Source organism: Streptomyces boninensis, assembly GCF_048572725.1.
Lineage (GTDB): Bacteria > Actinomycetota > Actinomycetes > Streptomycetales > Streptomycetaceae > Streptomyces > Streptomyces boninensis.
This window is the reverse complement of record NZ_CP183837.1, coordinates 6,316,530-6,341,270: the sequence shown is the minus strand read 5'-3', so window position 1 is coordinate 6,341,270 and position 24,741 is coordinate 6,316,530. Positions and strand designations below refer to the sequence as shown.

The following is a 24,741-nucleotide window of genomic DNA, read 5'->3' as shown; positions in this document are numbered from 1 at the left end:
GCCCCGTCACTCGTACGCCCTCCCCAGCGCGCGCCCACCCCCACCCCACCCGACGATGGCAAGCACGCCATCGACTCGGGGAGCCACCGTGCAACGGACCGTCCGCGCCCGCCTGCTCATCGCCGTCACCGTCCTCTCCGCCGTGGCCGGCGGCTGCGCCAACTCCTCCAGCGACAAGGACGGCGGCCAGGACTCCGGCGCCGACATCAAGCCCGCCGAGCTCACCTGGAAGTCCTGCGAGGCGGGCGGCCAGACCGCCCCCAGCGGCCAGGGCGGCGGGGAGATCAAGTGGGAGTGCGCCAAGCTCCCCGTCCCCGTCGACTACGACAAGCCCGACGGCGACAAGATCGACCTCGCGCTGATCCGCACCCGAGCCACCGGAAAGAAGGACCGGATCGGCTCCCTCATCTACAACTTCGGCGGCCCCGGCGGCTCCGGCGTCGACACCCTCCCCGCCGCGGCCCCGCAGTACGACAACCTCCGCACCCGCTATGACCTGGTCAGCTTCGACCCCCGCGGGGTGGGGAAGAGCGAGGGCGTGCGCTGCCTGGGCGACAAGCAGCTGGATACGTACTTCGCGGCGGACAACACCCCGAACAGCGAGGCCGAGGAGAAGGCGTACTTCGACAACATCAGGAAGTTCAACAGCGGCTGCGAGGACAACGCCGGCAAGATCCTCCCGCACATCGGCACCGAAAACGCCGCGCGCGACATCGACCTCCTCCGCAAGGCCGTCGGCGACGACAAGACGTACTACTTCGGCACCTCGTACGGCACCGAGCTCGGCGGCGTGTACGCGCACCAGTTCCAGAAGAAGGTCGGGCGCGCCGTCTTCGACGCGCCCGTCGACCCGACCCAGGACTCCCTCGGCCGGTCGCTCGGACAGACCAAGGGCTTCCAGCTGGCGCTGGAGAACTTCACCAAGGACTGCGCGGCCAAGGGCGAGGAGTGCCCGCTGGGCGAGGACCCCGAGGAGGGGGAGAAGAAGATCGCCGATCTGCTCGCCCAGCTCGACAAGAAGCCGATGCCCGCCGCCCCCGGGCGCAAGCTCACCGAGTCGTTCGCCAGCGCCGGCATCGCCCAGGCGCTGTACTCGAAGGACTTCTGGCCGATCCTCCGCGAGGGTCTGGAGGAGGCGCTGGTCGACGACAGCGGCCGGACCCTCCTCGCCCTCGGCGACCTGCTCAACGGGCGCGAGCGCGACGGCCACTACAGCACCATGCAGTCGTCGTTCGTGGCCATCGGCTGCGCCGACTCCAGCGAGCGGCCGGACGCGGGTGAGATCAAGGACAAGCTGCCGGAGTTCAAGAAGGCGTCGCCGGTGTTCGGGGAGTTCATGGCCTGGTCGATGGGGTCGTGCACGGACTGGCCGGTGAAGGGCGCGTGGAAAAAGCCGGACGTGAGTGCCAAGGACTCGGCGCCGATCGTGGTGGTCGGTACGACGAACGACCCGGCGACGCCGTTCGCGGGCACGAAGCACATGGTGGACGCGCTGGGCGTCGGCCATCAGATCACTAACAAGGGAGAAGGCCACGGTGCGTACGGCCCCTCCAACCCGTGCGTGACCAGGGCGGTGGACGCGTACCTCCTCGAAGGGCGCACCCCCAAGGACGGCAAGACCTGCGGTTAGCATCGACGCAACGACGTACCTGAATCGAGCTATGGGGGGAACGTCCATGCGAAACCTGGCGTCGAAGGCGGCCACCGGGGCGAAAGCCAGGCGGTCCGCCACCGCCGGCATAGCGGGCGCCCTCACCGCCGCGCTGCTGCTGCTCACCGGCTGCAGCGGCGGCGACGGCGGCTCCGGGGACGACGACGGCGGCAAGCGCGGCAAGGGCGGCGGCAATGCCTCAGGACCCGCCCCCGCCTCCGGCGAGCTCGACCTCCCCACCTCGGTCCTGAAGCAGCGCATCGCCTGGGACCGCTGCGCCGGTCCCACCGTCAACCAGGGCCGCCAGCCCGGCGCCGAGGGCCCGCCGAAGGCCCTCGCAGGCACGGACTGGGAGTGCACCAAGGTCAAGGTCCCGCTGGATTACGACAACCCCAAGGGCAAGACCATCGACATCGCCCTGATCCGCGCAAAGGCGAAGGAACAGGGCAAGCAGCGCATCGGCTCGCTCCTCTTCAACTTCGGCGGCCCCGGCGGCTCGGGCATCACCACCATGCCGCAGGCCGCCAACCCCGACTACAAGAAGCTGAACACCCGCTACGACCTGGTCAGCTTCGACCCGCGCGGCGTCGGCGAGAGCGCCACGGTCAAGTGCCGCCGCGACGCCGACATAGACGCCTCCAGGGGCGTCGACGGCACGCCGGACGACCGCACCGAGTTCGCAAAGGCCGAGGCCGACCAGAAGGACTTCACGGCCGGCTGCAAGGAGCGCTCCGGCGACCGGCTGCGGCACATGACCACGACCAACACCGCCCGCGACATGGACGTGATCCGGCAGCTGCTCGGCGACGAGAAGCTGCACTACTTCGGCATCTCGTACGGCACCCAGCTCGGCGGCGTGTACGCGCACCTCTTCCCCAAGCGGGTCGGCCGCGCGGTCCTCGACGCGGTCGTGGACCCGACCAAGAGCGAGGTGCAGGGCAGCCTGGCGCAGGCGAAGGGCTTCCAGCTGGCGCTCGGCAACTACATGAAGGACTGCGCCAAGCAGGCCAAGTGCCCGACCGGCAAGGGCGGCGCGGCCGGCACCAAGGTCATCACCGACCTGCTGGCGAAGCTCGACAAGCAGCCGATGAAGACCCAACTCGGCCGCGACCTCACCCAGGGCGACGCCCTGACCGGCATCGCCTCGCTGCTGTACAGCAAGGACACCTGGAAGTACCTCACCCAGTCGCTGCAGAAGGCCGAGCAGGGCGACGGCTCGTATCTGCTGCTCTTCGCGGACGTCTACACGGGCCGCGACCAGCAGGGCAAGTACAGCAACGAGAACGAGGCGCACGCCGCCATCGCCTGCGCCGACACCACCGAGCGCTACGACGCCGACGACGTCAAGAAGCAGCTGCCGGCCTTCAAGAAGGCCTCCCCGATCTTCGGCGAGATGCTCGCCTACGGCCTGCTCAGCTGCTCCGACTGGCCCGCCAAGGGCGAGTCGAAGACCCCCGAGGTCAGCGCCCCCGGCGCCGCCAAGATGCTGGTCATCGGCAACACCGGCGACCCGGCCACCCCGTACGAGGGCGCCGCCCGCATGGCCGACAAGATCGGCGACGCGGCGGTGCAGATGACGTACGAGGGCGAGGGCCACGGCGCGTACGGCCAGGGCGACTGCGTGACGTCGGCGGTCGACGACTACCTGCTCGACGGCAAGGTCCCCGACGACGGGAAGCGCTGCTCGTAACGCCGCTATGCTCCCCGCGAGGCCACCGGCCGAGGGGGGGCAGACGGTTGAGCGCCGAGGAGGAGTTGTCGTCCGCGCCCCGCGGCGGGCCATGGCGGCTGCGCGGGCGCGGGCTGCGGCTGGTCGCGGCCGCGGTGGCCGGGGCGCTCGTGGGGGCCGCCGCCGTGGCGTGGCAGCAGCGGGCGGGGCCGTTCGCCGGGGACGCCGAAGCGCGGCTGTGCTGGGGTTCGTTGAGCCGCCAGGACCTGGCGCCGCTGATGCGGGAGCCGGACGGTGTCCAGGCCGTGGATGTCCCGGTGCGTGAGGACCGGGTCGGCCACGACGGGCCGACCGGCAGCTGCCATCTCACCGGACTCGACGGCGCCGCCGGCGAGTGGGCGATCACCGTGCAGGTGCACCGGCTCGACGGCCGCTACGGCAGCGGCGGGCGCTGGGCGGACGAGTTCCTGGCCGGGCGCCTCACGCCGCTCGGCGGCGGCCTCTCCGGGATGGCTTCCGACGGCCGCGCCTGGCTGACGTTCCCGGACGACTGCCGCGCCCCGGACGCGGGCCTCGCCCTGGGGCCGACGGTGGTGGACATCGCCGACTCCCGGCCCATCAGCGGGGACGAGTCCGACCGGCGGCGGCGGGACGCCCTCACCCGCCTGCTCATCAAGGTCACCAACAAGGTCACCGCCGCTCTCGGGTGCTCCGGACGCCTCGCCGACCCCGTCCCGCACATGGCCGCCCCGCCGCGCTACGACACGCACGAGCGACGGGACGCGCTGTGCGGCGTCAGCGGCGTCGCGCTGGCGGGCGGGCGCAAACCGACGGCCTACCCGATCCGCACCCCCGGCACCTGGCCGGTCCGCACCTGCGACCGCGACCTGTCGCTCGGCAGCCCGTCGCTGCGGCTGATGACGGTCGAGGACCCGCGGCTGGTGCGGATCTTCTACGGGCCGGAGTACGTCGGCGCCCGGGTGGATTCCGGCAACGACTCCGGCTTCGGCGGCATCGGCTCCAACCAGGCCTGGTTCCGGGCGCGTTGCGAGACCGGCGAGGCGCTGTTCCTCGTCCGCTCGAACGGGACGGGCCACCGGCCCGGCGACGTACGCGCCCTCTTCCCTCAATACGCCGAAGCGGAGGCGGACCGCATCGGCTGCGGTCCCCTCCGCCTCACGCTGCCGTGACGACGCTCGTCAGTAGACGGGCTTCTCCGGCTCGATCTGGTTCACCCAGCCGATCACGCCGCCGCCGACGTGCACCGCGTCCGCGAAGCCCGCGGACTTGAGCACCGCCAGCACCTCCGCCGAGCGCACACCGGTCTTGCAGTTCAGGACGATCTTCTTGTCCTGCGGCAGGTCCTGGAGGGCCTGGCCCATCAGGAACTCGTTCTTCGGGATCAGCCGGGAGCCCGGGATCGCGACGATCTCGTACTCGTTCGGCTCGCGGACGTCGATGAGGTCGATGTTCTCGCCCTCGTCGATCCACTCCTTGAGCTGCTTCGGCGTGATCGTGGAGCCGAGCGCGGCCTCCTGGGCCTCGTCCGATACGACGCCGCAGAAGGCCTCGTAGTCGATCAGCTCGGTGACCGTCGGGTTCTCGCCGCAGACCGCGCACTCCGGGTCCTTGCGGACCTTGACCTGGCGGTACTGCATCTCCAGGGCGTCGTAGATCATCAGGCGGCCGACCAGCGGATCGCCGATGCCGGCGAGAAGCTTGATGGCCTCGTTGACCTGGATCGAGCCGATCGAGGCGCAGAGGACACCGAGCACGCCGCCCTCGGCGCAGGACGGGACCATGCCGGGGGGCGGGGGCTCCGGGTACAGGCAGCGGTAGCAGGGACCGTGCTCGGACCAGAAGACCGACGCCTGGCCGTCGAAGCGGTAGATCGAGCCCCAGACGTACGGCTTGTTCAGCAGCACGCAGGCGTCGTTGACCAGGTAACGGGTGGCGAAGTTGTCCGTGCCGTCGACGATCAGGTCGTAGTCGGCGAAGATCTCCATCACATTCGAGGAGTCGAGACGCTCCTCGTGGATGTTCACCGTGACGTACGGGTTGATGCCGAGGACCGTGTCCTTCGCGGACTCGGCCTTCGAGCGGCCGATGTCCGCCTGGCTGTGAATGATCTGGCGCTGCAGGTTCGACTCGTCGACCTCGTCGAACTCGACGATGCCGAGCGTGCCGACGCCCGCGGCCGCCAGGTACATCAGGGCCGGCGAGCCGAGCCCGCCGGCGCCCACGGCGAGCACCTTGGCGTTCTTCAGCCGCTTCTGCCCGTCCATCCCGACATCGGGAATGATCAGGTGGCGCGAATACCTGCGGACCTCGTCAACGGTGAGCTCAGCTGCTGGCTCGACCAGGGGTGGCAGCGACACAGGGACGACTCCGTAGCTACAGGAAGCATGGTTGTTCTGCCTGTAACACTGCCACGCCCCTTCTCATTCCGAGACACCCTGTCCGATACGCGAGACGATTTCGTCCCAGTAACCGGGCAGCGCCTCCCAACTGCGGCGATCGGTGAAGAACACCGAGGCCGCACCCTGCCAGCGGGCAATACGCATCGCCTCGGTCAGATGCATACGCGGAATGCCATGCACCAGGTGGCAGAACTTCTCCGCCGGATAGTCCGCCGTCCACTCCGCCACCTGCGACCAGCGGTACTCCGTCCACGGCCCGGCAAAGGTGACCAGCTGATCGGCCGCCTCGGCGTAGCCGGGATACGGATGGGTGCCGTGCCCGAGCACGATGTGCGCGGCGCTCCCCGCGTCGGCCAGCGCACCGAGCGTCGTGGTCGTCCGCCGTACGTCCTGCAGCAGCGACCGCTCCGTCGGGCACCGGTCGAGATAGAAGCCGTCGACCTTGTACCACTCCAGGAAGCGGTGCGCGTCCGTGATCAGCTCCCCGAAGGGGCGCCGGGACCAGCGCAGATCGAGCTGCCCGAGCACCCGCACCCCGGCCGCGCGTAACCGGCCCGCGGCCTCCAGGCAGTGCGGGTCGGGGCGGGCTCCGGGGCCGTTGGCGACATTCAGCACCGCCCAGTGCACCGCGCTCCCGGCGCGGGTGAGCTCGCCCCACTCCATGGGCGCGACCAGAGGGTGCGCATAGCCCGGCACGCCGAGGCCGAGGCGGATGTCGCCGGGGCCGGGGCGCTGGGGCGCGTGCAGCGGTGCGAGCGACTTGCCGTATTTCTCGCTGTCGAGCCTATTCAGATACGGCACGCCGCCTCCATCCAGATATCCGCAAGAGATTCCTCGATTCCGATACGAGGCCGCCAGCCGAGGCGGTCCCGAGCTGTTCTGACATCCGCCTGCTGCCACGATCCGCAGCCGTCCGGATAGGGGTACGCGGCCGCGGCGGACACCGCCGCAGTCGATTCGGCGCCGAGAGCGCCGCTGATTGGTGAGGCCGGCTGCGGGATCGCCCCGCGGCCGACGCCGCCGTCGAGTTCGTGCAGCTGGCCGCCGTAGCCCGCGACCCTGGCGAGGGTGGCCGCCGCGTCACGCAGCCGTACGGCACGGCCGCTGCCGATGTTCACCGCGCCCTGGGCCGCGGACAGCGAGGCCGCGTGCACGGCCCTGGCCACGTCCCGTACGTCGATGAAGTCCCGCTGCGCGCCGAGCCCGCTGAGCTTCAGCTCGCCATCACCCGCTTGCATCGCCCGGCGCAGCGCCTCGGCGAGCCGGCCGAGCGGCGAGCCCGCCGGGGTGCCGGGCCCGATGGGCGAGAAGACCCGCAGCACGATCGCGTCGAGACCGGAGGAGAGCACCAGCTCGGTCGCGGACAGCTTGCTCACCCCGTACGGGCCGCCGGGCCGCGGCAGCGCGTCCTCGGCGGTGGAGGAGCCGGGCTGGCTCGGCCCGTACTCGGCGGCGCAGCCGAGCTGGACGAGCCGGGCGCTGATGGACGACCGCCGCATGGCCTCGCAGATCGTGGCGACCGCGACCGTGTTGTGCCGGATCAGGTCGCGGGCGCTGCCGCGGGTGGCGCCCGCGCAGTTGATCACCACGCCGGGGTGGACGGCGTCCAGGAAGCGGGTGAGCGCGCCCGGGCTGCCGGAGGCGAGGTCGAAGCGGACGTCCGCGTCGTCGCCGCGGCCGAGCGTGGTGAGCTGGACGGCGGGGTCGGCGAGCAGCCGGTCCGCGACATAGCGGCCGAGGAATCCGTTGGCGCCGAGCAGGAGAACCCTCATCGGTCACCTCCAGCGGCCGGGGACGCAGCTGCGGGTGGTGCGGGCGGTACTGGGGTGTGCATGGTGTTTTGCTCCTTGCGGTGGGCCGAGGCCCTGGTCAGTGCCGGGACGGCGCTCGCCAGCAGCGCCAGCGCGGCCGCGCCGCAGGTCACGGCGGTCACCGAGGTGACCCCGTACGCGGCGGTGAGTAGCTCGACCGGGCGGCCGAGCAGGCCCAGCCCGGGGAGCCGGGCGGAGACGGTGAGCAGCACCGCCACGACCTGCGCTGTCGCCGCCGCGTGGAGGGCGGCGGCAGCGCGGCGCGGCTCGCCGTGCACGGCGAGCAGGCGGGCGAGAAAGAGCAGCGCGCCGAACGCGAGCGCCGCGGTGGTCGCGGCGGTGGCGGACGGGGCGGCGTCGGGGTGGGGCACGTGCCCCGCGCCGGTGAGGAAGCGGGCGAGCGCGCCGTCGCTGAGGTGCTGGGCGGTGATTTCCAGGGCGAGGAGGGCGGCAAGCGCCAGGCAGAGCACGCCGGCGAGGAGCGGGCGCACCCGCGCCCCGTACTCCTCAAGATCCCGGGCGCCGGGGAGCGCGCGGCGCGCGCGGTCGGCGAAGAAGCGGGCGCACCAGGCGGCGACGGGCACTGACGCGGCGAGCGCGAGGGCCGCTGCCGCGGTGACCGGGGGGACGCTGGGCGCGCGGTCGGCGCCGGTGGCGCCGGACATGGCTTCCCCGAGCAGCCAGTCGCCGTAGAGGAGATAGCCGGTCAGCCAGAGCACGGGGGCGATGGCTTTGGGTGTGGGGCTGCCGGGCGGAGGGCTGAGCGGGCCGGTGCGTACGACGAGGTGCAGCACGGCGATGGTGAGCAGCGCTCCGGCGGCCGCCGCGGCGGCCTGGGCGGCGGGGGCGGGGAGGCGCGCGGCCGCGGCGGTCGTCGCCAGGGCGACGGCGAAGGGGAGGGTGTGGGTGGCCGGGTGGGTGGAACGGATGCCGGTGCGGGTGCCGCTGCGAGTGCCGCTGCCGCGGGGGTTGTCCGCTGCGGTGTCGTGGGGGTCGTGATCGCCGGTGCCGCCGGGCCTGGCGCCGCTGCCGCGGGAGTTGCGGCGGGAGTCGCTGCCGCGGGTGCGGGCGTGCATTTCCTCGGCGAGGGAGAAGATGTCGCGATGGCGGAGGCGGGCGGCGTCGCGTTCGGTGACGCCCCGGGCTTCGAGGCCGGCGGCGATGTCGAGGGGGTCTACGGCGCGGGCGCAGAGGTCGCGGTGGTGGTACATGAGCGCGCGCACGGGGTCGGCGGGCCCGCGACGCGCCTTGCGGCGGGCTTTGCCCTTCCGCGCCTCCGGCGCATTGACGCCCACCCGCCCACCCGTTGCCCGGCTGCGCCCGGCCTGGCGAGTCTGGTCCCGAACTGAGCGATCAGCAGCCTCGCCGGCCGCGGCCGGCCCATCCCCACCGGCATCACCGCCAGCAGCCTTCGCGGCCCCAGCCGCCCCACCGAAGGCCTCGGCCAGGCTGTCCATAAGGGAGCCGTCCGAGAGACCGCCGTCCAGGTCGGCTTCCTGGTCCTGGTCCTGGGCTCCGTCCCACTCCCGGTCCCGGTCTCCGTCCCGGTCCCGGTCCGCGTCCGAGCCGCCATCGCGGCCGCGTTCGCCGCCCGCTTCCCGGTCCTGGTCCAGGTCCAGGTCGGAGGCGTTCGCCTGCGGGTCGTTCGCCTGCGGGTCGTCCACCGCGGAATCGCCCACGGCGGCGTCCTCCGCCGCTGCGTCGCCCACCCCGGTACGCTCCACCGCGCTGTCGTCCACCGCGCTGTCGTCCTCATCCGGCCCGCCGGCGCCCCGCGCCGACTCCTCCGCCCGAGGGCTCCGCTCCCCCACGTCCCCGAAGGCCTCCAGGAAAGCCTCCGCCAGCGACGGTGGTACGGGCGGCTGGGGCGCGCGCACGCGCGCCGTCTCCCGGGCCGGGGGCCGGAGTTCGGTGCTCTCGGCCTCGGTGTCGGTGCCGTCGGCTGCGGCGCTGCCCATCCCGCTCCGGCTCCCGTTCCCGCTCACTTCGCTCACAGCTCCTCGTCCTCGCCAGCGCCCCCGGCGCTCGTCCGCGCCCCCGCGCCCACCGGTTCAGGTATGCGGGTCCGCTCCGTGGCGGCCGCCGCGGCGCCCCGGTCCGTACGGGACCAGCTCGGCCGCCGCGGCCCGCGCGACGCCGAGCGCCCCGGGAGCCAGGCCGCGAAGCGGCCATTGCGGCGGGACTCCGGCGTACGCCCCCCGGCCCAGCGGCCGGGCACCGACGCCTCCGCCGGGTGGGCGAAGGGCTGGATGTCGCCGAAGGCGGCGCCGCGGGCCGCGGGGGTGCGGACCGGGCAGTGCGACATCAGCTCGAGGTAGATGCCGCGGAAGGCGTCGATGTTCTGCTCGACAGTGAAGAGTTCGAGGGCGCGGGCGCGCGCCGCGGCGCCCAGCCGCGCCCGCCGGGCCGGGTCGCGGAGCATCGCGAGGCAAGCCTCCGCCAGCGCCCGCGGATTGCGCGGCGGCACCACCAACCCCGTACCGCCGATGATTTCGCGCACCGCCCCGACGTCCGTCGAGACGGTCGCCCGCCCGGAGAACATGCCCTCCGCCAGCCCCGCGGGAAAACCTTCCACCACACTCGACAGCACCAGCACGCTCCCGGCGGCATACGCGGCCGCCAGATCCGGCACCTCGGGCCCGCCGATCTCCTCGAACGACACCGGACTGTCCCCGACCGCGTGCTTGTGCACCGCCTCGTCGGGGAAGAGCTGCGCGGCGAAGGCGCGGCAGTGCGCGAGGTATTCGGGGGCGCCCGCGGCGCGCCCGACCGTGCCGATGATGCGCAGCTGCGCTTCCGGCTCTTCCTTACGGACCTCGGCGAAGGCGTGCAGCAGCGCGACCAGGTCCTTGCCCGGCTCGATCCGGCCCACCCACACGAGGGTCTTGTCCTCGGGGCACAACTCCCCCTCGCCCGCCGCCGCGAAGCGCCCGGCCCGCATCCCGGGATACACCGTGCGCTGCCGCGCCGGATCCGCGCCCAGGCGCTGCTGCCAGCGGCGGGCGTGGGTGTTGCCGGGGGTGAGCAGCGCGGCCTGGGCGTACACCTCGGCGGCCAGGTGCCGCTGGAAGGCGGCGAGCAGGGCCCGTACGGGAGCAGGGGAGGCGAGGTCCTGGGCGAGGTAGTGGCGGCGGAGCCGGACGCCGTACTCCGTCACCAGCAGCGGGGTGCCGAAGAAGTGCTTGGCGAGCAGCCCCGGCAGCGCGGCGGGCCCGCCCGACAGCGCATGGCAGAGGTCGACGCCCGCGAGGCCCCCGGCCGGATCGCCCTCGTCGCCGTACCACCCGGCGGCCAGCGGCCGCAGCGCCCGCTCCAACTGGTCGGTGACCGCCAGCAGATCGGTGACCTGCGCGGACTGCGCGGCGGCGGAGGCGCCGGGGGCATGGCAGGCGGTCTGCAGGATGCGTACGGCGTCTTCCGAGCGCAGCGCGCGGGCGAGACCCGCGCCGTGGTCGCGGGCGAGCCGGGCGAGGCCGTACAGCCCCTCGGTGAAGGCGGCGAAACGGTCCTCCTCGCCTTCGGCGCCCGTGATCGCCGTCGCCAGGGCGGTGAAGTGGCCGGCGAAGCGCTGTCGTTCGCGGCGGCCGAAGCCGCCGCGGTCGGCGGCGCCCCATAACGGAATCGCGTACACCTCGGTGAGGTGGTCGGGCAGCGGCGCCAGGCCCGCGGCCTCGAAGGCGGGGGTGGGAGTCAGGCAGTACGCCTCGAACTCGTGGTCCGTGAGCCCGCGCACGAGCCGGTCGCACCACACCCGCCCCTCACCCGCGGCATACGGGTAACCACTCTCCGCGAGTAGTCCGATCCGCACTTGACACCCCCTGCTCGGCTGGCCCCGGTCTCGGTCTGAACTGTCTGAACTGCCGCTCGGGCGGCTGGTGACAGGACGCTATGCGGGGGCAGGGGTGGTGCGGCGGACGGTTGTCCGTCGCACCACCGGAAGGGGTGAAAGGGCGTAACTTTCCGGCACCGGGGGCGTTGGCCACACATCCGGGCGGGGCGGCTCAAGCTGCGCTTATGCGGACCCTAAGCGACCCTCAAGCCAGAGTTTTCTTTCGTCGTCTGTGCAGACGGCACCAAGTCTCTGCGAGCGGCCCGGCGTTCGGCCGCGCGGCTTGGATCGAGTACGGGCACGGCTGCCAGCAGCGCCTGTGTATAGGGGTGCTGCGGGTCGTCGTACACCGCCTCCACCGGGCCCTCCTCCACGATCGCGCCTTCGCGCATGACCAGGACGCGGTCGCTCACCTGCCGTACGACGGCGAGGTCGTGGGCGATGAAGAGGAGCGCGAGGCCGAGTTCGCGGCGGAGGTCGGCGAGGAGGTCGATCACCTGGGCCTGGGTGGTGACGTCCAGCGCGGAGACGGGCTCGTCGCAGACGAGGACGCGCGGTTCGGGGGCGAGGGCGCGGGCGATGCCGACGCGCTGGCGCTGGCCGCCGGAGAATTCGTGCGGATAGCGGTCGTACGCGGCGGGGTCGAGGCCGACGCGGCCCAGGAGGTCGCGTACGCGTCCGCGGATCTGGGCGTCGGTGCCGTCGCCTGCGGCGCGGAGGGGGTCGGCGATGGATTCGCCGATGGATCGGCGGGGGTTAAGGGATGAGACCGGGTCCTGGAAGACCATCTGCCGCTGGGGGCTGATGGCGGTGGCGGGGCGCCCGTCGTAGCGGAGGGTGCCGGCGGTGGGCTCGAGGAGCCCGACGAGCATCCGCCCGAGGGTGGTCTTTCCGCTCCCGGACTCGCCGACGATCCCGATGGCCTCGCCGTCGTGAGCCCTGAGACTGACGCCGTCCACGGCGACGGTCCGATTCCGCCGCGCTCCGAACTCGCGCCGCAGCCGGCTCGCTTCGAGCAGGGGGCCCTTTCGGCGCTCCGCGCCGGGGGCTGCACCCACCCACCCACCCGCTGAACTCGCGGCGGCAGGAGGCTGACCGGGGGCCTCCCCCGCGCCGCTCACGCCATCGACCTCCGCGATTTCAACGGTCGGGCGAGCGGGAAACCCCTGCTGCGCCCCCGCCGCAAGCCCCGCAACACCCCCCTCCGCGAGCTCAGCAGGCGGGTGGGCGGGAAGACCCTGCGCCCCCGCCGCACGGCCCGCGCCACCCCCCTCCGCGACCTCAGCGGGCGGGTGGGTGGGAAGGGGCTCGAGGCGGGGGACCGCTGCCAGCAGCGAGCGCGTGTAGGGCTCGGTCGGTGCGACCAGCACCTCCCCCGTACCGCCGCGCTCCACCACGCGGCCGCCGTGCATCACCAGGACCTCGTCCACACTGCCCGCCACCACCCCCAAGTCATGCGTGACCAGCACCAGCCCCAGCCCCTCTGCCACCCGCAACTCGTGCAGCAGATCCAGAATCTGCGCCTGCACCGTCACATCCAGCGCCGTCGTCGGCTCGTCCGCGACGAGCAAGCGCGGCTCGCACGCCAGCGCCATCGCGATCAGCGCCCGCTGCCGCATCCCGCCGCTGAACTCATGCGGGCGAGACCGCGCCCGCCGCGCCGCCGACGGGATGCCGACCCGGTCGAGCACCTCCACCGCCCGCGCCCGCGCCGCCCGCCGCGAGGCATCGCGCCGATGGACCCGGTACACCTCGGCGATCTGGTCGCCGATCGCGTAGTACGGATCCAGCGCGGACAGCGGGTCCTGGAACACCATCGCCACCACCCCACCCCGCAGCGCCCGCAGTTCCCCCTCCGACGCCGCGCCCACATCCGTGCCGCCGACCGTCACCGTCCCCGACACCCGCGCACCAGTCCCCCGGTGCAGCCCCAGCAGCGCAGCCGCCACCGTCGACTTCCCGGACCCGGACTCCCCGACGATCCCCAGCGCCCCGCCGGGCGCCAGCCCGAACGACACCCCGTCCACCGCCCGTACGGGATCACTCCCCGTCACCGGAAAGTCGACCGTCAGGTCCGCGACCTCCACCAAAGACAAACCCGAAGACAAATCCGAAGCCACAGTCGAAGACGTCATCGCAGCGTCACCCTCCGGTCCGCAAGCGCATACAACAGATCGGCGAGCACATTCGCCACCACCACCGCCGCCCCCACGACGAGCACAACACCCACCACGACCGGCAGATCCACCTTCCTGATCCCATCGATCAGCGTCTTGCCGATCCCGGGGATCCCGAACAGCGACTCGGTCAGCACCGCGCCGCCCACCATCCCCCCGACATCCACCGCCGCCAGCGCGATCACCGGCGCGACCGCGCCCCGCAGCGCATGCCGTACGACGATGACCCGCTCACTCACCCCGTACGCGCGGAAGGTCCGGATGTGATCCTCCGCCAGCGTCTCGAGCGTCGCCGCCCGCGTGAGCCGCGCATAGCCGGCGGCCTGGAACAGCCCGAGCGTCAGCCACGGCAGCAGCAGATTCCACGCCCACTGCGTCGGATCGTCCGTGAAGGGCACGTACGACGGGAACGGCAGCCATCTCAGATACGCGCACACCGCCATCATCAGCAGCAGCCCGAGGATGAAGACCGGCGTCGCCGTCCCCGCCAGCGTCAGCCCCGTCAGCACCCGCTCCGTCACGCCACCACGCCGCAGCGCCGACAGCACCCCCGTCCCGATGCCGATCACCAGCATCAGCACGGCCGCCCCACCCGCCAGCGCCGCGGTCGCCGGAAAGCGCTCCAGGATCAGCTGAGTGACCTGCTGGTCGCTCTGGTACGACAACCCCAGGCAAGGCGCGTCGCAGTGCAGCACCGACGCGCCCGCCGAGTAGTCGCGCCCTGCGAAGACCCCCTTCAGGAAGTCCCCGTACTGCACGAACACCGAGTCATTCAGCCCCAACTGCCCCCGCACCTGCGCGATCTGCGTCGGATTGCAGCGCGGCCCGCACGCAAGCTTCGCCGGGTCGCCGGGAACCAGGTAGAAGAGCGCGTACACCAGCACCGACAAGAGAAACAGCACCAGCACCGCCCCGACCAAGCGGCGCAGCAGATAACGGGTCACCGTCCCGACCCACCCTTCCGAGTCCCCACCCGCAGCCGCCCCGCCTCACGCGGGTCGAGGGCCGTGCGCAGCGCGTCGCCGAGCACCGTGAAAGCGAGCACCGTCACGAACAGCAGCGCCGACGGCAGCAGCACGTACATCGGATCCGCCCGGAACCACGTCTGTGCGCTCGCCAGCATCTGCCCCCACGCGGGCGTCGGGGGCTTCACGCCCACGCCCAGGAAGGACAGCGATGCCTCGATGACGATGTTGATGCCGATGAGCAGTGCGCCGTACGTCGTCAGCGGCGCCGCCAGCGACGGCAGCAGCTCGCGCCGGGCCAGCCGCAGCCGCCCGGAGCCGCCGAGCCGGGCCGCGGCCACGTAGTCGAGGTTCTTCAGCGTCAGCGTCTGCGCCCGTACGATCCGCGAGGTGCCGCCCCAGTGCAGGAAGCCGATCACGAGGATCAGCAGCAGCGGGCGCGGGAAGCCCTCGGGCACGATCGCGGTCAGCGCCATGGCGATGACCAGCATCGGCAGCGCCAGCATCACGTCGGTGGCGCGGCTGAGCAGGGTCTCCAGGAAGCGGTTCCCGAGCGCCGCCGCCAGGCCGATCGCGGTGCCGATGGCGAGGTTGAGGGCGGTCGCGCCGAGGGCGACCAGCAGCGTCGTCCGGGCGCCGTAGAGGAGGCGCACGAACAGGTCGCGCCCCGTGCCCGGCTCCACCCCCAGCCAGTGGTCCGCGCTGACCCCGCCGAAGGAGCCGTGCGGGACGCCGCCGCGGGCGGAGTCGATGAGCGAGTCGTGGTACGTGTTCGCGTCCTGGCCCTCCAGCGCCGCGAGCAGCGGGGCGGCGAGGGCGAGGAGGACGAGGAGCGCGAGGACCGCGGCGGCGGCTACGGCCGAGGGCCGGGCGCGCAGCCGGCGCCTGATGTCTGCTGCCATGAACGCATGCCCTACTTGACCGCGACCTGGGAGATGTCGAGGACGCCGGTCCAGTTGCTGATCACGACGTTCTTGATGTCCTTGCCGTAGAGGCGCTTGTAGACCGGGTGGAAGAGCGGGACGTCGAGGGCCTCGGCGCCGATCTTCTTGTCCAGGGCGCCCCAGCGCACCGCGGCCTCCTTGAGGTCGGTCAGCTTGTTGATCTCGTCGATCTCCTTGTTGACCGCCGGGTCGTCGAGCTGGGCGTGGTTGTAGTTGGAGCCGTTCTTGACGATCTGCCGGCCGTCGAAGATCGGGGCCAGGAAGGGGCCGCCGGACGGCCAGTCGGCGCCCCAGCGGGAGATGTAGAAGCCGGGGGCGTTCTTGGCGGAGGTGTAGAGCTCGGAGTACTTGTTGGACTCGTAGCCCTTGAGCTTCAGCGTGATGCCCGCCTTCTTCAGCCCCTCCTGCACGGCGGTGGCGATCTTCGGGCCCTGCTCCAGATTGCGCTCGTCGGTGTCGTGGGCGAGCGTGATCGTCAGGCCCTTGCCGTAACCGGCCTTCTTCAGCAGCGCCTTCGCCTTCGCCGCATTGCCCGTCTTGCCCGCCGGGAAGTGGTCGTACTTCGAGTAGCCGAAGACCTTCTGGTTCGGCAGGAAGGTGGTGGCGGGCTCGGCGAGCGCGGAGCCGCCGGCGGCGTTGATGACCGAGGTGCGGTTGATGGCGTACGAGATCGCCTGGCGGACCTCGGGCTTGTCGAAGGGCTTCACCTTCGGGTTGAAGGCGAGGTAGGTGGTGTAGCCGAAGTGGCCGGTGCCGACGCGGTCGGAGAGCTGCTTGTCGCCGCCGATCTGGGCGAGCTCGGCCGGGCCGAGGTTGGTGTCGGTGGTGACGGCGCGCGCGTCGGCGCCGGTGCCGGTGGACAGCCGCTGGTTGATGACGGCCGAGTCGAGGCCGGACTTGACGTCGATCCGGTCCGGGTAGGCCTTGCGCTCCGGGTCGGTCTTCGCCGACCAGTGCTTGTTGCGCTCCAGGACGATGTGCTCGCCGTCGCCCTCGTTCTTGGCGACCTTGTACGGGCCGGACGAGACCGGGTGGTTCTCGTACTTGGTGCCCTTGTCCTTGGACTCGGGGACGGGGGTCGTCTGCGTCTGGGTGGCCAGCAGCGGGAACTCGCCCTCGGGCTTGTTGAGGTGGAAGACGATCGTCTTCTTGTCGGGCGTCTCGATCGAGTCGAGGCCCTTTTTGTCCTTGTACGGGCCCTCGTACTTGTCGCCGCCGATGAGCCAGTCCCGCAGATACGGGGCGCCGCCGCTCAGCTCCGCGGCGAAGGACCGCTCGATGCCGTACTTGATGTCGGCGGAGGTGATCGGCGAGCCGTCCTCGTACTTCAGGCCGTCCTTGAGCTTGTACGTCCACACGGTGGCGTTCTTGGACGGCTTGCCGAGGTCGGTGGCCAGGTCGGGGACGGGCTTGGCGCCGGCGGCGCCGTTCTCGCGGTTGCGGGTGGTGAGGGTGCGGAAGACCAGCGAGGGGACGTTGCCGCCGCCGGAGGTGTAGAGGCGGGCTGGGTCGAAGTCGCCCTGGCCCTCGGTGTTCAGGACGGTGAGCGTGCCGCCCTTCTGCGGCTTGCCGCCGCTGGCGGCGGAGCCGTCGCCGCCGTCCTCGGGGCCGGCGCAGGCGGCGGCGCCGAGGACGGCGAGGCCGGTGATGACCAGGGTCAATCTGCGGGATATTCGGCCGAGTTGATGGGAACGACGCATGTCGAAGATCGCCTTTCGCGGCAGGAGATACGAGCGGACTCGTACGCGAAGGCGGCGGCAGGGGACGCGAGGCCGCCTCCGCGGAAGTGAGAGAAGAAGTGCGCGGAGTGCAGGAAGAAGCGGCCTCAGCGACAGAAGATGTCGGCGACTGCGTGCGCGGTCACGCCAATGAGCGCCAGCTCAAAGCCGGCTGCGGCGGGACGCGGTCGCGGTGACATGCGGAGACAATGACCGATCACGGGCCGACCTGGCAAAGCCGTATCGGATAGCGAGATGAGCCGTCTCGCTATCCAGGATCAGCCGCGCTTCGGATACGGCCACGCATTCGGCTTGCACGTCGCGCCGTCCGTGCTCAGGAACTTGGTCTGCTGCATCATCACCGGCGCCGGCGCCCCGTCCTTGGGGCAGCCCACGTGCCCGTGCCCGAGCCGGTGCCCCACCTCGTGGTTGATCAGCATCTGCCGGTACGCGTGAATGTCGTCGCCGTACGTCTTCGCGCCCTGCGCCCACCGGTACGCGTTGATCATCACGCGCGTCGTGGACGCGGAGTCGCAGGAGACGTTCTGCTCCGCCGTGTCCAGCCCCGACCTGGCGCACCACTTCGCGGTGGTCCCGGGGCTGGCCAGCGTAATCACGAACTTCGCCTTGCCCGACGAGACCCGCTCGAAGGTGCGCTCGCCGTTGCCGCCCCAACTCCGCTTGTCGTTCAGCGTCTTGTGCACGGCGTCGGCGAAGAGCCGCGCGTCGAGGCCCATGCCCTCCTCGACGTCGACGCGATAGCGGATCACGGTGCCCTTGCCGGGGGCCTTCGCCGCGCCCGGCACGGTCTTGAGGTGGCCGCCGCCCTGCAGGTCGGCGGCGAGCGGGTAGGTCTGGCCCATCTTCTGGTCGTACGGCACCGCTGCCTGATGCGCGGGCTCGGTCGGCGTCACCCGGCCGTCGGAGCGGGAGGCGTCCTCGCCCACGGGCCGCTCCGCCTTGCCGGCCTGCGCCTGCGGCTCACCACCGTCGTCGCCGGTGGCCTGCACGGCTATCGCGGCGCCGAGCGCGACGGTCACGGCCGCGGCGGCGATGCCGGTGACGTAACGGCCGCGATTGCGGGGCTTGGGGCCTTCCAGGCGGTCGAGCAGCGGCGGCTCGTCGTCGTCGGGCGCGAGGGCCGGGCGGCGGCCGAGCTCCTCGGCCCGCTGCGGCCAGTTCGACCAGTCGTCGCGCGGGCGGCGCAGCGGCATGGTCGCGGCGGGGCCGTAGCCCGGATCGGGTACGGGTCCGCGCGGCGGCGCGGTCCGCGAGGGCCGGCGCGGCGGGTCGTAGCCGGGGTCGTCAAAGGCGGCGACGTAATCCGAGCGCGGCCCGGGTATGGGCCCGGCGTAGCCGCCATGCCCGCCGGCGAACCAGTCGTCGTCGGGGTGCGCGGGGTGCCCGCCGCGCACGGGGCGCTGGGGGCCGGTGTCGTAGACGGCGTGCGAGCCGGTGTCGTACGGCGCACCGGGGCGCCCCCCGCGGTCGCCCAGCGCAGTCTCGCCGCGCAGCGGATCGCGGGCGCGGGGTATGCCGCCGCCGGCGTCGTCGGCGCCTGAGGAGCCGTCGCCGGACCCCTTCTGCCGCCGTCTCGTGCCCGCACTGTGCCTGCCCACGTCCTAGCTCAACTCCCCACCCGGGTACCGGTGCCGCTGTGGCCTTCCGCCTCCGTCAGCGTCTCACCGATCTCTTCCGTTTCTGTATAGGACTCCGCCCCGGCCTCGTCGAGCAGCTCGCCGAAAGCCCGCGCGACTATGGCCGGATATTCCATCATCGCGACATGCCCGGCCTCGGGCAGGAACAGCAGCCGGGAGTCGGGGAAGGTGCGCGCGGCCTTGCGCGCCATCCGCGGCGCGACCAGCTGATCGCGGCCGCCGTACACGAGCAGCGTGGGCGCCAGCACCCGCTGCGCCTGCCGCCAGAGGCTGTGCTGCCCGGTGAGGGTGTACGAGCTGACGACGCCGCGGGCGGAGCGCTCCATGGCGTCCCAGTGGTACGGGAGGGTCTTGCGGTACTCGGCCTCGCGCAGCGAGGACTCGTACACCTCGGAGGTGACCCGCCGGGTGTCCCCGTAGCAGAGATGCAGCACACCGTTGACGTACTGCGTGACGGTCCACTGGCTCGTATAGCGCGCCCACAGCCCGGCGATGCCGGGGAGCGCGAGCAGCGCGGTGGGCACGGCGGTGCGCTGCGGGCGGCGCTCGGGGAGCGCGGGCGAGACGAGCGTGAGCGTACGCACCAGGTCGGGGCGGAGGGCGGCGACGCGGGTGGTGACGGCGCCGCCCATGGAATTGCCGAAGAGGTGTACGGGGCCGCGGCCGCTGTGCTCGAGATAGCTGATAACGGCGCGGGCGTGCCCGGCGAGCGAATAGTCGCCGTCGTCGGGCGGCGGGGAGTGGCCGAAGCCCGGCAGGTCGAGGGCCTCGCCGTCGACACGGTCGGCGAGCTGGTCGGCGAGGGCGGTCCAGTTGTACGAGGAGCCGCCGAGGCCGTGCACGTACAGCGCGGGCGGCAGCCCGTCGGTGGCGGGCAGGCGGCGGCGGATCTGCAGGGTGTAGCCGGGCAGGGCGACCTTGCGCTCGGCCGTGGTGCCGGTCTGCTCGCCCGCGGGCCGGGCGGGGGGCACCTCGGGCACGCCCGCGGCCGGGCCGCTGGGGGACGTGTCCGCTACGGGGGGCTCGGTCGACGGCATGGGGCAATGTTACGCAACGGTCACGCGATGGCTCGTGTGTTCGGCATCACAGGTCACCTCGCGGCTTTTGACGGGCTCTCTTACGCTCGTATGGAGGACACCCTGCAGCCAGAGAGGGGAGGAGATCATGCCTGCATTCCCGGAAAAATCCCAGTCCGCAGACCCGCAGGAACCTGACACCTTCGACGACTCCCTCGACCTCGACGCCGAGGCCGGCCGGGAGCGCCCCTTCGAGGTCCCCGAGGCGGATTCCGCCGAGCAGCACACCGACCTGCAGCAGCGCGGGGACTCCCCGGCGGCCGAGCGCGGCGACCAGGCGAACCCCGCCGATGTGGCGGAACAGGCGCGTGTGGTGGCGATGAATGAGGACGAATACCGTGACTCAGGCGGCTCGGGTGGCGAAGGGGACGCAGAGTAGCGCTGGGACTCCTGCGGCGTAAACGAGTTCGAATTACCCGTGATCTCGGCTTCCCTAGTCGTCGGCCCTCGTGAAATCCTGCGCCTTGCATGGGCACGTCTGGTTACTCAAAAGTACGATGGCGTGACGCGACGATCCCCGTCGCGTGGGAGCACAACCCGGGAGGCAACGCGGTGGCAGCCATCGAGCAGAGCGAGGCACGACCGCGGAGCGCCCGCCTGCCCCGCCGGGCGCGGCGGAACCAGCTCCTGGGCGCCGCCCAGGAAGTCTTCGTGGCGCAGGGCTACCACTCGGCCGCCATGGACGACATCGCGGACCGCGCCGGGGTCAGCAAGCCGGTGCTCTACCAGCACTTCCCCGGCAAGCTCGAGCTCTACCTGGCGCTGCTGGACCAGCACTGCGACGCGCTGCTGGCGGCCGTACGGGAGGCGCTGGCCTCGACAACGGACAACAAGCAGCGGGTGGCGGCCACCATGTCCGCGTACTTCACCTTCGTCGAGGACGAGGGCGGCGCCTTCCGCCTGGTCTTCGAGTCCGACCTCACCAACGAGCCCGCGGTGCGCCAGCGCGTCGACCAGGTCAGCCTGGACTGCGCGAAGGCGGTCAGCGAGGTCATCGCCGAGGACACGGACCTGCCGGAGAACGAGGCGATGCTGCTGGGCGTGGGCCTGTGCGGCATGGCGCAGATCACCGCGCGCTACTGGCTGGGCTCCGGGCAGAAGATCCCGCGGGACGCGGCGGCGAAGCTGATGAGCTCGCTGTCGTGGCGGGGCATCGCGGGCTTCCCGATGCACGGGCCCGAACAACACTGACGTGTTCGCTGCGGGCGTGACGGTTGCCGACCACCTGCAGCCCGGCCCGGGTTACTGTGTGCAGCGTATTCAGCACCACGCAGCACTACGCACTCTCGGAGGGACATGTCCGTGGAGGTCAAGATCGGCGTGCAGCACGCGCCCCGCGAGATCGCTCTGGAGAGCGGGCAGTCCGCCGAGGACGTCGAGAAGACGGTCGCCGAGGCACTCAGCGGCAAGACCGAACTCCTGACCCTGGTCGACGACCGGGGCCGCAAGGTCATCGTGCCGGCGGACCGGATCGCTTACGTGGAGATCGGCGCGCCGGCGGCGCGCAAGGTGGGCTTCGGAGCGATCTGAGCCGGCGCTCGGCTTGGCAGCGGCGGTGCCGCCCGGTTTTGTTGACCGGGGGCACCGCCGCTTCCGTTTGTCCGGCGAGCGGGCGGGGTAAATCGGGAGCGGTCCGATTTGCCCCACACTTGCAGGGAGGCGCCATGCTCCTCGAAGCGATGATCGCGGCGGTCCTCGGCCTGGCCGCATCCCTCGCCGCCCTCCGCCGACGCCCTGCGCGCTTCCGCCACCGGCGGCTGACGCTCGCCACGGGGCCCGCTGGCGCGGTGCTCGGCGCGGTCCTGTTCGACACGGCCACGGGCGGCGGCCCGCTCTGGGCGACATCGCTCAGCGCGCTCGCCTTCGCAGCCGCCTTGCTCTCGTTGCTGGTAACCGAGGGCGTAAGAGCCCCGCGCCCCATCCGCGCCCGCTAGCCATTACCGGTCCGCACCTGCCCTCCCGCCAGGCACCCCCGCCACCCCTGTCCGCGACAGCAACGGGTGGGCGGGTGGGAGGACCTACGCCGCCAAGCCCAGCGCAGCCATCCGCTTCGTGTGCGCCTCAGTGATCCGCGAGAACATCTTCCCGACCTCCGCCAGGTCAAAGCCCTCCGCGACACCCCCCACCAGCATCATCGACAGCGCATCCCGATCAGCCACCACCCGCTGCGCCTGACTCAGCGCCTCCCCCATCAGCCGCCGCGCCCACAGCGCAAGCCGCCCCCCGACCCGCGGATCGGCCTCGATCGCCGCCCGTACCTTCTCCACCGCGAAGGACGCGTGCCCTGTGTCATCGAGCACACCGAGCACCAGCGCGCGCGTATCGGAGTCCAGGCGGGCCGCCACCTCGCGGTAGAAATCCGCCGCGATCGAGTCGCCCACATAGGCCTTGACCAGGCCCTCCAGCCAGTCGGACGGCGCCGTCTGGCGGTGGAATTCGTCCAGTGCCGCGGCGAACGGGTCCATCGCCGCCACCGGATCCTCGTCGATCTCCCGCAGCCGCGCCCGCAACTGCTCGAAGTGCTGGAACTCGGCGGAGGCCATCGCGGCCAGCTCCGCCTTGTCCGCAAGCCCCGGCGCGAGCTTCGCGTCCTCGGCCAGCCGCTCGAAGGCGGCCAGCTCGCCGTACGCGAGCGCACCCAGCAGGTCGACCACCGCGGCGCGGTACTGCGGATCCGCGGCGGCCCCGGCCCAGTCCTGGGCGGCAATGCCGGTGGCCTCGGAAGCGGAGTCGGAAGCAGGGTCAGAAGGCGATGTAGGCGTTCCCATGAGCCGCAGAATAGCCGCCCTCCGGCCCAGGGGAAGCCCCAGGTCAGCCCGGGACCGCCGACTACTTCCGGACGGATCACACCACACAGGTGCGCGGATCCGGGGTACAGTGATATAGCGCCCGCCGCATACGTACTCGTGTAGACGGCCCAGTGCCAGTACGTGCAGGTATGCGGGGGTGCACGCATGAGGATGCCCGGTCGGTGGCCCGATCGGCTCCACCCGACCGCTCCGATGTGCGGCGTACCGGCGCTTAAGAAAGTCGCCGTATGCGCCCCGCACACGAAGGAGAACCGCTCGCGGCTCGAGCAGCGACGAGGGCGTGGTCCCGCACCTAGGAGTGCGGTGCGTACCGCTCGTACGGACGACGACCCCCTCCGCCGCCCGCCGCGACCAACCAAATGAGGCAGTCCTGACTACGTTCAGAGAACTCGGGATCCTTCCCGAGACCGCCGAGGCCCTGGAGGCCGTCGGCATTACGTCCCCGTTCCCCATCCAGGAGATGACCCTCCCGGTCGCTCTCGCCGGCGCCGATGTGATCGGCCAGGCGAAGACCGGCACCGGCAAGACGCTGGGCTTCGGCCTGCCGCTGCTGGAGAAGGTCACCGTCCCCGCCGACGTCGAGTCGGGCCGGGCGAAGCCCGGTGACCTGACCGACGCGCCGCAGGCGCTCGTGGTCGTCCCCACCCGCGAGCTCTGCCAGCAGGTCACCAACGACCTGCTGACCGCCGGCAAGGTCCGTAACGTCCGGGTTTCCGCCATCTACGGCGGCCGTTCGTACGAGCCGCAGGTCGAGGCGCTGAAGAAGGGCGTCGACGTCGTCGTCGGCACCCCGGGCCGGCTGCTCGACCTGGCGGGCCAGAAGAAGCTGCGGCTTTCGCAGGTCAAGGCGCTCGTCCTCGACGAGGCCGACGAGATGCTCGACCTGGGCTTCCTGCCCGACGTCGAGAAGATCATCAACATGCTGCCGACCCGCCGCCAGACGATGCTGTTCTCGGCCACCATGCCGGGCGCGGTCATCTCGCTCGCGCGGCGCTACATGTCGCAGCCCACCCACATCCGCGCCGCCGCGCCCGACGACCACGGGCACACGGTCGCGAACACCAAGCAGCACGTCTTCCGCGCCCACTCCATGGACAAGCCGGAAATGGTCGCGCGCATACTGCAGGCCGAGGGCCGCGGGCTTTCGATGATCTTCTGCCGTACGAAGCGCACGGCCGCCGACATCTCCGAGCAGCTCTCGAAGCGCGGCTTCGCCGCGGGTGCGGTGCACGGCGACCTGGGCCAGGGGGCCCGGGAGCAGGCGCTGCGGGCGTTCCGTAACGGCAAGGTCGATGTGCTCGTGTGCACCGATGTCGCCGCGCGGGGTATTGACGTCGAGGGTGTGACCCACGTCATCAACTACCAGTCGCCCGAGGATGAGAAAACGTACCTGCACCGGATCGGCCGCACCGGCCGCGCCGGGGCGTCGGGCACCGCCGTCACGCTCGTGGACTGGGACGACGTCCCGCGCTGGAAGCTGATCAACAAGGCGCTCGAGCTGGACTTCGACGAGCCGGAGGAGACGTACTCGACGTCGGCTCACCTCTACGAGTCGCTCGGGATTCCCGAGGGCACGAAGGGGATTCTGCCGCGGTCGGAGCGGACTCGCGCCGGGCTCGGGGCGGAGGAGATCGAGGATCTCGGTGAGACGGGTGGCCGCCATGGCGGCCGGTCCGGCGATCGGAAGTCTTCCTCCCGTGGTGCGGCCGCGCCCAAGGACGAGGAGCGGAAGCCCCGGCGGCAGCGGTCGCGTACGCGGACGCGGGGTGGTCAGCCTGTTGCCGCCTCCGGTGAGGGGTCGGCGCCTGCTGCGCAGGAGGCTGCGGACGCTCCGCGGAAGCCGCGGCGGCGTCGTCGTACGCGTGGTGGCGGCTCGAAGGCCGCTTCCGGTGAGTAAGTAGATAGTTGTTCCCACCCACCCGCCCGTTGCTGAGTGCAGCAGGGGCGGGTGGGTTGGTTTTTGGGGATGCTGGCGGCGGCCGGGTTCTCGGCTACGGGCGGCGGGTGTTCTCG

The 24,741-nt window shown here is 71.9% G+C and carries 21 protein-coding genes; 8 read left to right on the top strand and 13 right to left on the bottom strand.

What is annotated here, in order from left to right; all coding sequences use genetic code 11:
• The first annotated feature begins 55 nt into the window (after window positions 1-55).
• From ACNNMR_RS29130 to ACNNMR_RS29120, 3 genes are read left to right on the top strand one after another with little or no spacing between them, the layout of a single operon-like run.
• Complete coding sequence (locus ACNNMR_RS29130; RefSeq protein WP_419997647.1) at window positions 56-1,630, top strand: alpha/beta hydrolase; 1,575 nt, start codon at window positions 56-58, stop codon at window positions 1,628-1,630.
• Between the two features lie 46 nt (window positions 1,631-1,676).
• A complete protein-coding gene (locus ACNNMR_RS29125) occupies window positions 1,677-3,341 on the top strand; it encodes an alpha/beta hydrolase (RefSeq protein WP_419997646.1) in 1,665 nt (554 codons plus the stop codon).
• 47 nt (window positions 3,342-3,388) lie between these two features.
• Complete coding sequence (locus tag ACNNMR_RS29120) at window positions 3,389-4,510, top strand: hypothetical protein (RefSeq protein ID WP_419997645.1); 1,122 nt, start codon at window positions 3,389-3,391, stop codon at window positions 4,508-4,510.
• 9 nt (window positions 4,511-4,519) lie between these two features.
• On the opposite strand, the gene moeZ is transcribed toward ACNNMR_RS29120, so the two are convergent.
• From moeZ to ACNNMR_RS29060, 12 genes are all read right to left on the bottom strand, one after another.
• Window positions 4,520-5,698: an adenylyltransferase/sulfurtransferase MoeZ gene (gene moeZ, locus ACNNMR_RS29115; protein WP_419997644.1), complete on the bottom strand. Its 1,179-nt coding sequence runs from the start codon at window positions 5,696-5,698 to the stop codon at window positions 4,520-4,522.
• Window positions 5,699-5,761: 63 nt separating this feature from the next.
• Window positions 5,762-6,487, bottom strand: coding sequence for a spherulation-specific family 4 protein (locus ACNNMR_RS29110; RefSeq protein WP_420000516.1), 726 nt, complete (start codon window positions 6,485-6,487; stop codon window positions 5,762-5,764).
• A 41-nt stretch (window positions 6,488-6,528) separates the two neighbouring features.
• Complete coding sequence (locus ACNNMR_RS29105; RefSeq protein ID WP_419997643.1) at window positions 6,529-7,512, bottom strand: NAD-dependent epimerase/dehydratase family protein; 984 nt, start codon at window positions 7,510-7,512, stop codon at window positions 6,529-6,531.
• Window positions 7,509-9,509, bottom strand: coding sequence for a hypothetical protein (locus ACNNMR_RS29100; RefSeq protein WP_419997642.1), 2,001 nt, complete (start codon window positions 9,507-9,509; stop codon window positions 7,509-7,511). Before ACNNMR_RS29100 ends, ACNNMR_RS29105 begins: the two co-directional genes overlap by 4 nt.
• Before the next feature lie 32 nt (window positions 9,510-9,541).
• On the bottom strand, window positions 9,542-11,359 hold the full coding sequence (locus ACNNMR_RS29095; protein ID WP_419997641.1) for a DUF3492 domain-containing protein: 1,818 nt from the start codon (window positions 11,357-11,359) through the stop codon (window positions 9,542-9,544).
• Between the two features lie 215 nt (window positions 11,360-11,574).
• On the bottom strand, window positions 11,575-13,515 hold the full coding sequence (locus ACNNMR_RS29090) for a dipeptide ABC transporter ATP-binding protein (protein ID WP_419997640.1): 1,941 nt from the start codon (window positions 13,513-13,515) through the stop codon (window positions 11,575-11,577).
• Window positions 13,512-14,501: an ABC transporter permease gene (locus ACNNMR_RS29085; RefSeq protein WP_419997639.1), complete on the bottom strand. Its 990-nt coding sequence runs from the start codon at window positions 14,499-14,501 to the stop codon at window positions 13,512-13,514. The genes ACNNMR_RS29090 and ACNNMR_RS29085 overlap by 4 nt, the downstream gene beginning before the upstream one ends.
• Window positions 14,498-15,424: an ABC transporter permease gene (locus ACNNMR_RS29080; RefSeq protein WP_419997638.1), complete on the bottom strand. Its 927-nt coding sequence runs from the start codon at window positions 15,422-15,424 to the stop codon at window positions 14,498-14,500. Before ACNNMR_RS29080 ends, ACNNMR_RS29085 begins: the two co-directional genes overlap by 4 nt.
• Before the next feature lie 11 nt (window positions 15,425-15,435).
• Window positions 15,436-17,166 carry an ABC transporter substrate-binding protein gene (locus tag ACNNMR_RS29075; RefSeq protein ID WP_419997637.1) on the bottom strand — a complete coding sequence of 577 codons (1,731 nt, stop codon included), beginning with the start codon at window positions 17,164-17,166 and terminating at the stop codon, window positions 15,436-15,438.
• Between the two features lie 125 nt (window positions 17,167-17,291).
• Complete coding sequence (locus ACNNMR_RS29070; protein ID WP_419997636.1) at window positions 17,292-17,384, bottom strand: Ms4533A family Cys-rich leader peptide; 93 nt, start codon at window positions 17,382-17,384, stop codon at window positions 17,292-17,294.
• A 78-nt stretch (window positions 17,385-17,462) separates the two neighbouring features.
• Window positions 17,463-18,803 carry a DUF3152 domain-containing protein gene (locus ACNNMR_RS29065; RefSeq protein WP_419997635.1) on the bottom strand — a complete coding sequence of 447 codons (1,341 nt, stop codon included), beginning with the start codon at window positions 18,801-18,803 and terminating at the stop codon, window positions 17,463-17,465.
• 8 nt (window positions 18,804-18,811) lie between these two features.
• Window positions 18,812-19,879 carry an alpha/beta fold hydrolase gene (locus tag ACNNMR_RS29060; RefSeq protein ID WP_419997634.1) on the bottom strand — a complete coding sequence of 356 codons (1,068 nt, stop codon included), beginning with the start codon at window positions 19,877-19,879 and terminating at the stop codon, window positions 18,812-18,814.
• A gap of 127 nt (window positions 19,880-20,006) precedes the next feature.
• Between ACNNMR_RS29060 and ACNNMR_RS29055 the strand changes: the two genes are divergently transcribed.
• The 4 genes from ACNNMR_RS29055 (at window position 20,007) to ACNNMR_RS29040 (ending at window position 21,852) form a co-directional block, all read left to right on the top strand.
• Entirely contained in the window at window positions 20,007-20,297 is a 291-nt protein-coding gene (locus ACNNMR_RS29055; RefSeq protein WP_419997633.1) for a hypothetical protein, read from the top strand.
• Window positions 20,298-20,470: 173 nt separating this feature from the next.
• Entirely contained in the window at window positions 20,471-21,109 is a 639-nt protein-coding gene (locus ACNNMR_RS29050; RefSeq protein WP_419997632.1) for a TetR/AcrR family transcriptional regulator, read from the top strand.
• A gap of 111 nt (window positions 21,110-21,220) precedes the next feature.
• Complete coding sequence (locus ACNNMR_RS29045; protein WP_419997631.1) at window positions 21,221-21,448, top strand: DUF3107 domain-containing protein; 228 nt, start codon at window positions 21,221-21,223, stop codon at window positions 21,446-21,448.
• 134 nt (window positions 21,449-21,582) lie between these two features.
• Entirely contained in the window at window positions 21,583-21,852 is a 270-nt protein-coding gene (locus ACNNMR_RS29040) for a hypothetical protein (RefSeq protein WP_419997630.1), read from the top strand.
• Window positions 21,853-21,936: 84 nt separating this feature from the next.
• Here ACNNMR_RS29040 and ACNNMR_RS29035 read toward each other — a convergent pair whose 3' ends face one another.
• On the bottom strand, window positions 21,937-22,686 hold the full coding sequence (locus ACNNMR_RS29035) for a ferritin-like fold-containing protein (protein WP_419997629.1): 750 nt from the start codon (window positions 22,684-22,686) through the stop codon (window positions 21,937-21,939).
• A gap of 412 nt (window positions 22,687-23,098) precedes the next feature.
• On the opposite strand from ACNNMR_RS29035, the gene ACNNMR_RS29030 reads away from it, so the two are divergent.
• Window positions 23,099-24,625, top strand: a complete 1,527-nt coding sequence (locus tag ACNNMR_RS29030; RefSeq protein ID WP_420000515.1) for a DEAD/DEAH box helicase — start codon at window positions 23,099-23,101, stop codon at window positions 24,623-24,625.
• The last annotated feature ends 116 nt before the right edge of the window (window positions 24,626-24,741 follow it).

Excerpts from the sequence above, each read along its gene's own strand:
- ACNNMR_RS29130 (WP_419997647.1), top strand. The coding sequence starts at position 56 with ATGGCAAGCACGCCATCGACTCGGGGAGCCACCGTGCAACGGACCGTC.
- ACNNMR_RS29125 (WP_419997646.1), top strand. The coding sequence starts at position 1,677 with ATGCGAAACCTGGCGTCGAAGGCGGCCACCGGGGCGAAAGCCAGGCGG.
- ACNNMR_RS29105 (WP_419997643.1), bottom strand. The coding sequence starts at position 7,512 with ATGAGGGTTCTCCTGCTCGGCGCCAACGGATTCCTCGGCCGCTATGTC.
- ACNNMR_RS29100 (WP_419997642.1), bottom strand. The coding sequence starts at position 9,509 with ATGGGCAGCGCCGCAGCCGACGGCACCGACACCGAGGCCGAGAGCACC.
- ACNNMR_RS29090 (WP_419997640.1), bottom strand. The coding sequence starts at position 13,515 with ATGACGTCTTCGACTGTGGCTTCGGATTTGTCTTCGGGTTTGTCTTTG.
- ACNNMR_RS29080 (WP_419997638.1), bottom strand. The coding sequence starts at position 15,424 with ATGGCAGCAGACATCAGGCGCCGGCTGCGCGCCCGGCCCTCGGCCGTA.
- ACNNMR_RS29075 (WP_419997637.1), bottom strand. The coding sequence starts at position 17,166 with ATGCGTCGTTCCCATCAACTCGGCCGAATATCCCGCAGATTGACCCTG.
- ACNNMR_RS29070 (WP_419997636.1), bottom strand. The coding sequence starts at position 17,384 with ATGTCACCGCGACCGCGTCCCGCCGCAGCCGGCTTTGAGCTGGCGCTC.
- ACNNMR_RS29060 (WP_419997634.1), bottom strand. The coding sequence starts at position 19,879 with ATGCCGTCGACCGAGCCCCCCGTAGCGGACACGTCCCCCAGCGGCCCG.
- ACNNMR_RS29055 (WP_419997633.1), top strand. The coding sequence starts at position 20,007 with ATGCCTGCATTCCCGGAAAAATCCCAGTCCGCAGACCCGCAGGAACCT.
- ACNNMR_RS29040 (WP_419997630.1), top strand. The coding sequence starts at position 21,583 with ATGCTCCTCGAAGCGATGATCGCGGCGGTCCTCGGCCTGGCCGCATCC.
- ACNNMR_RS29035 (WP_419997629.1), bottom strand. The coding sequence starts at position 22,686 with ATGGGAACGCCTACATCGCCTTCTGACCCTGCTTCCGACTCCGCTTCC.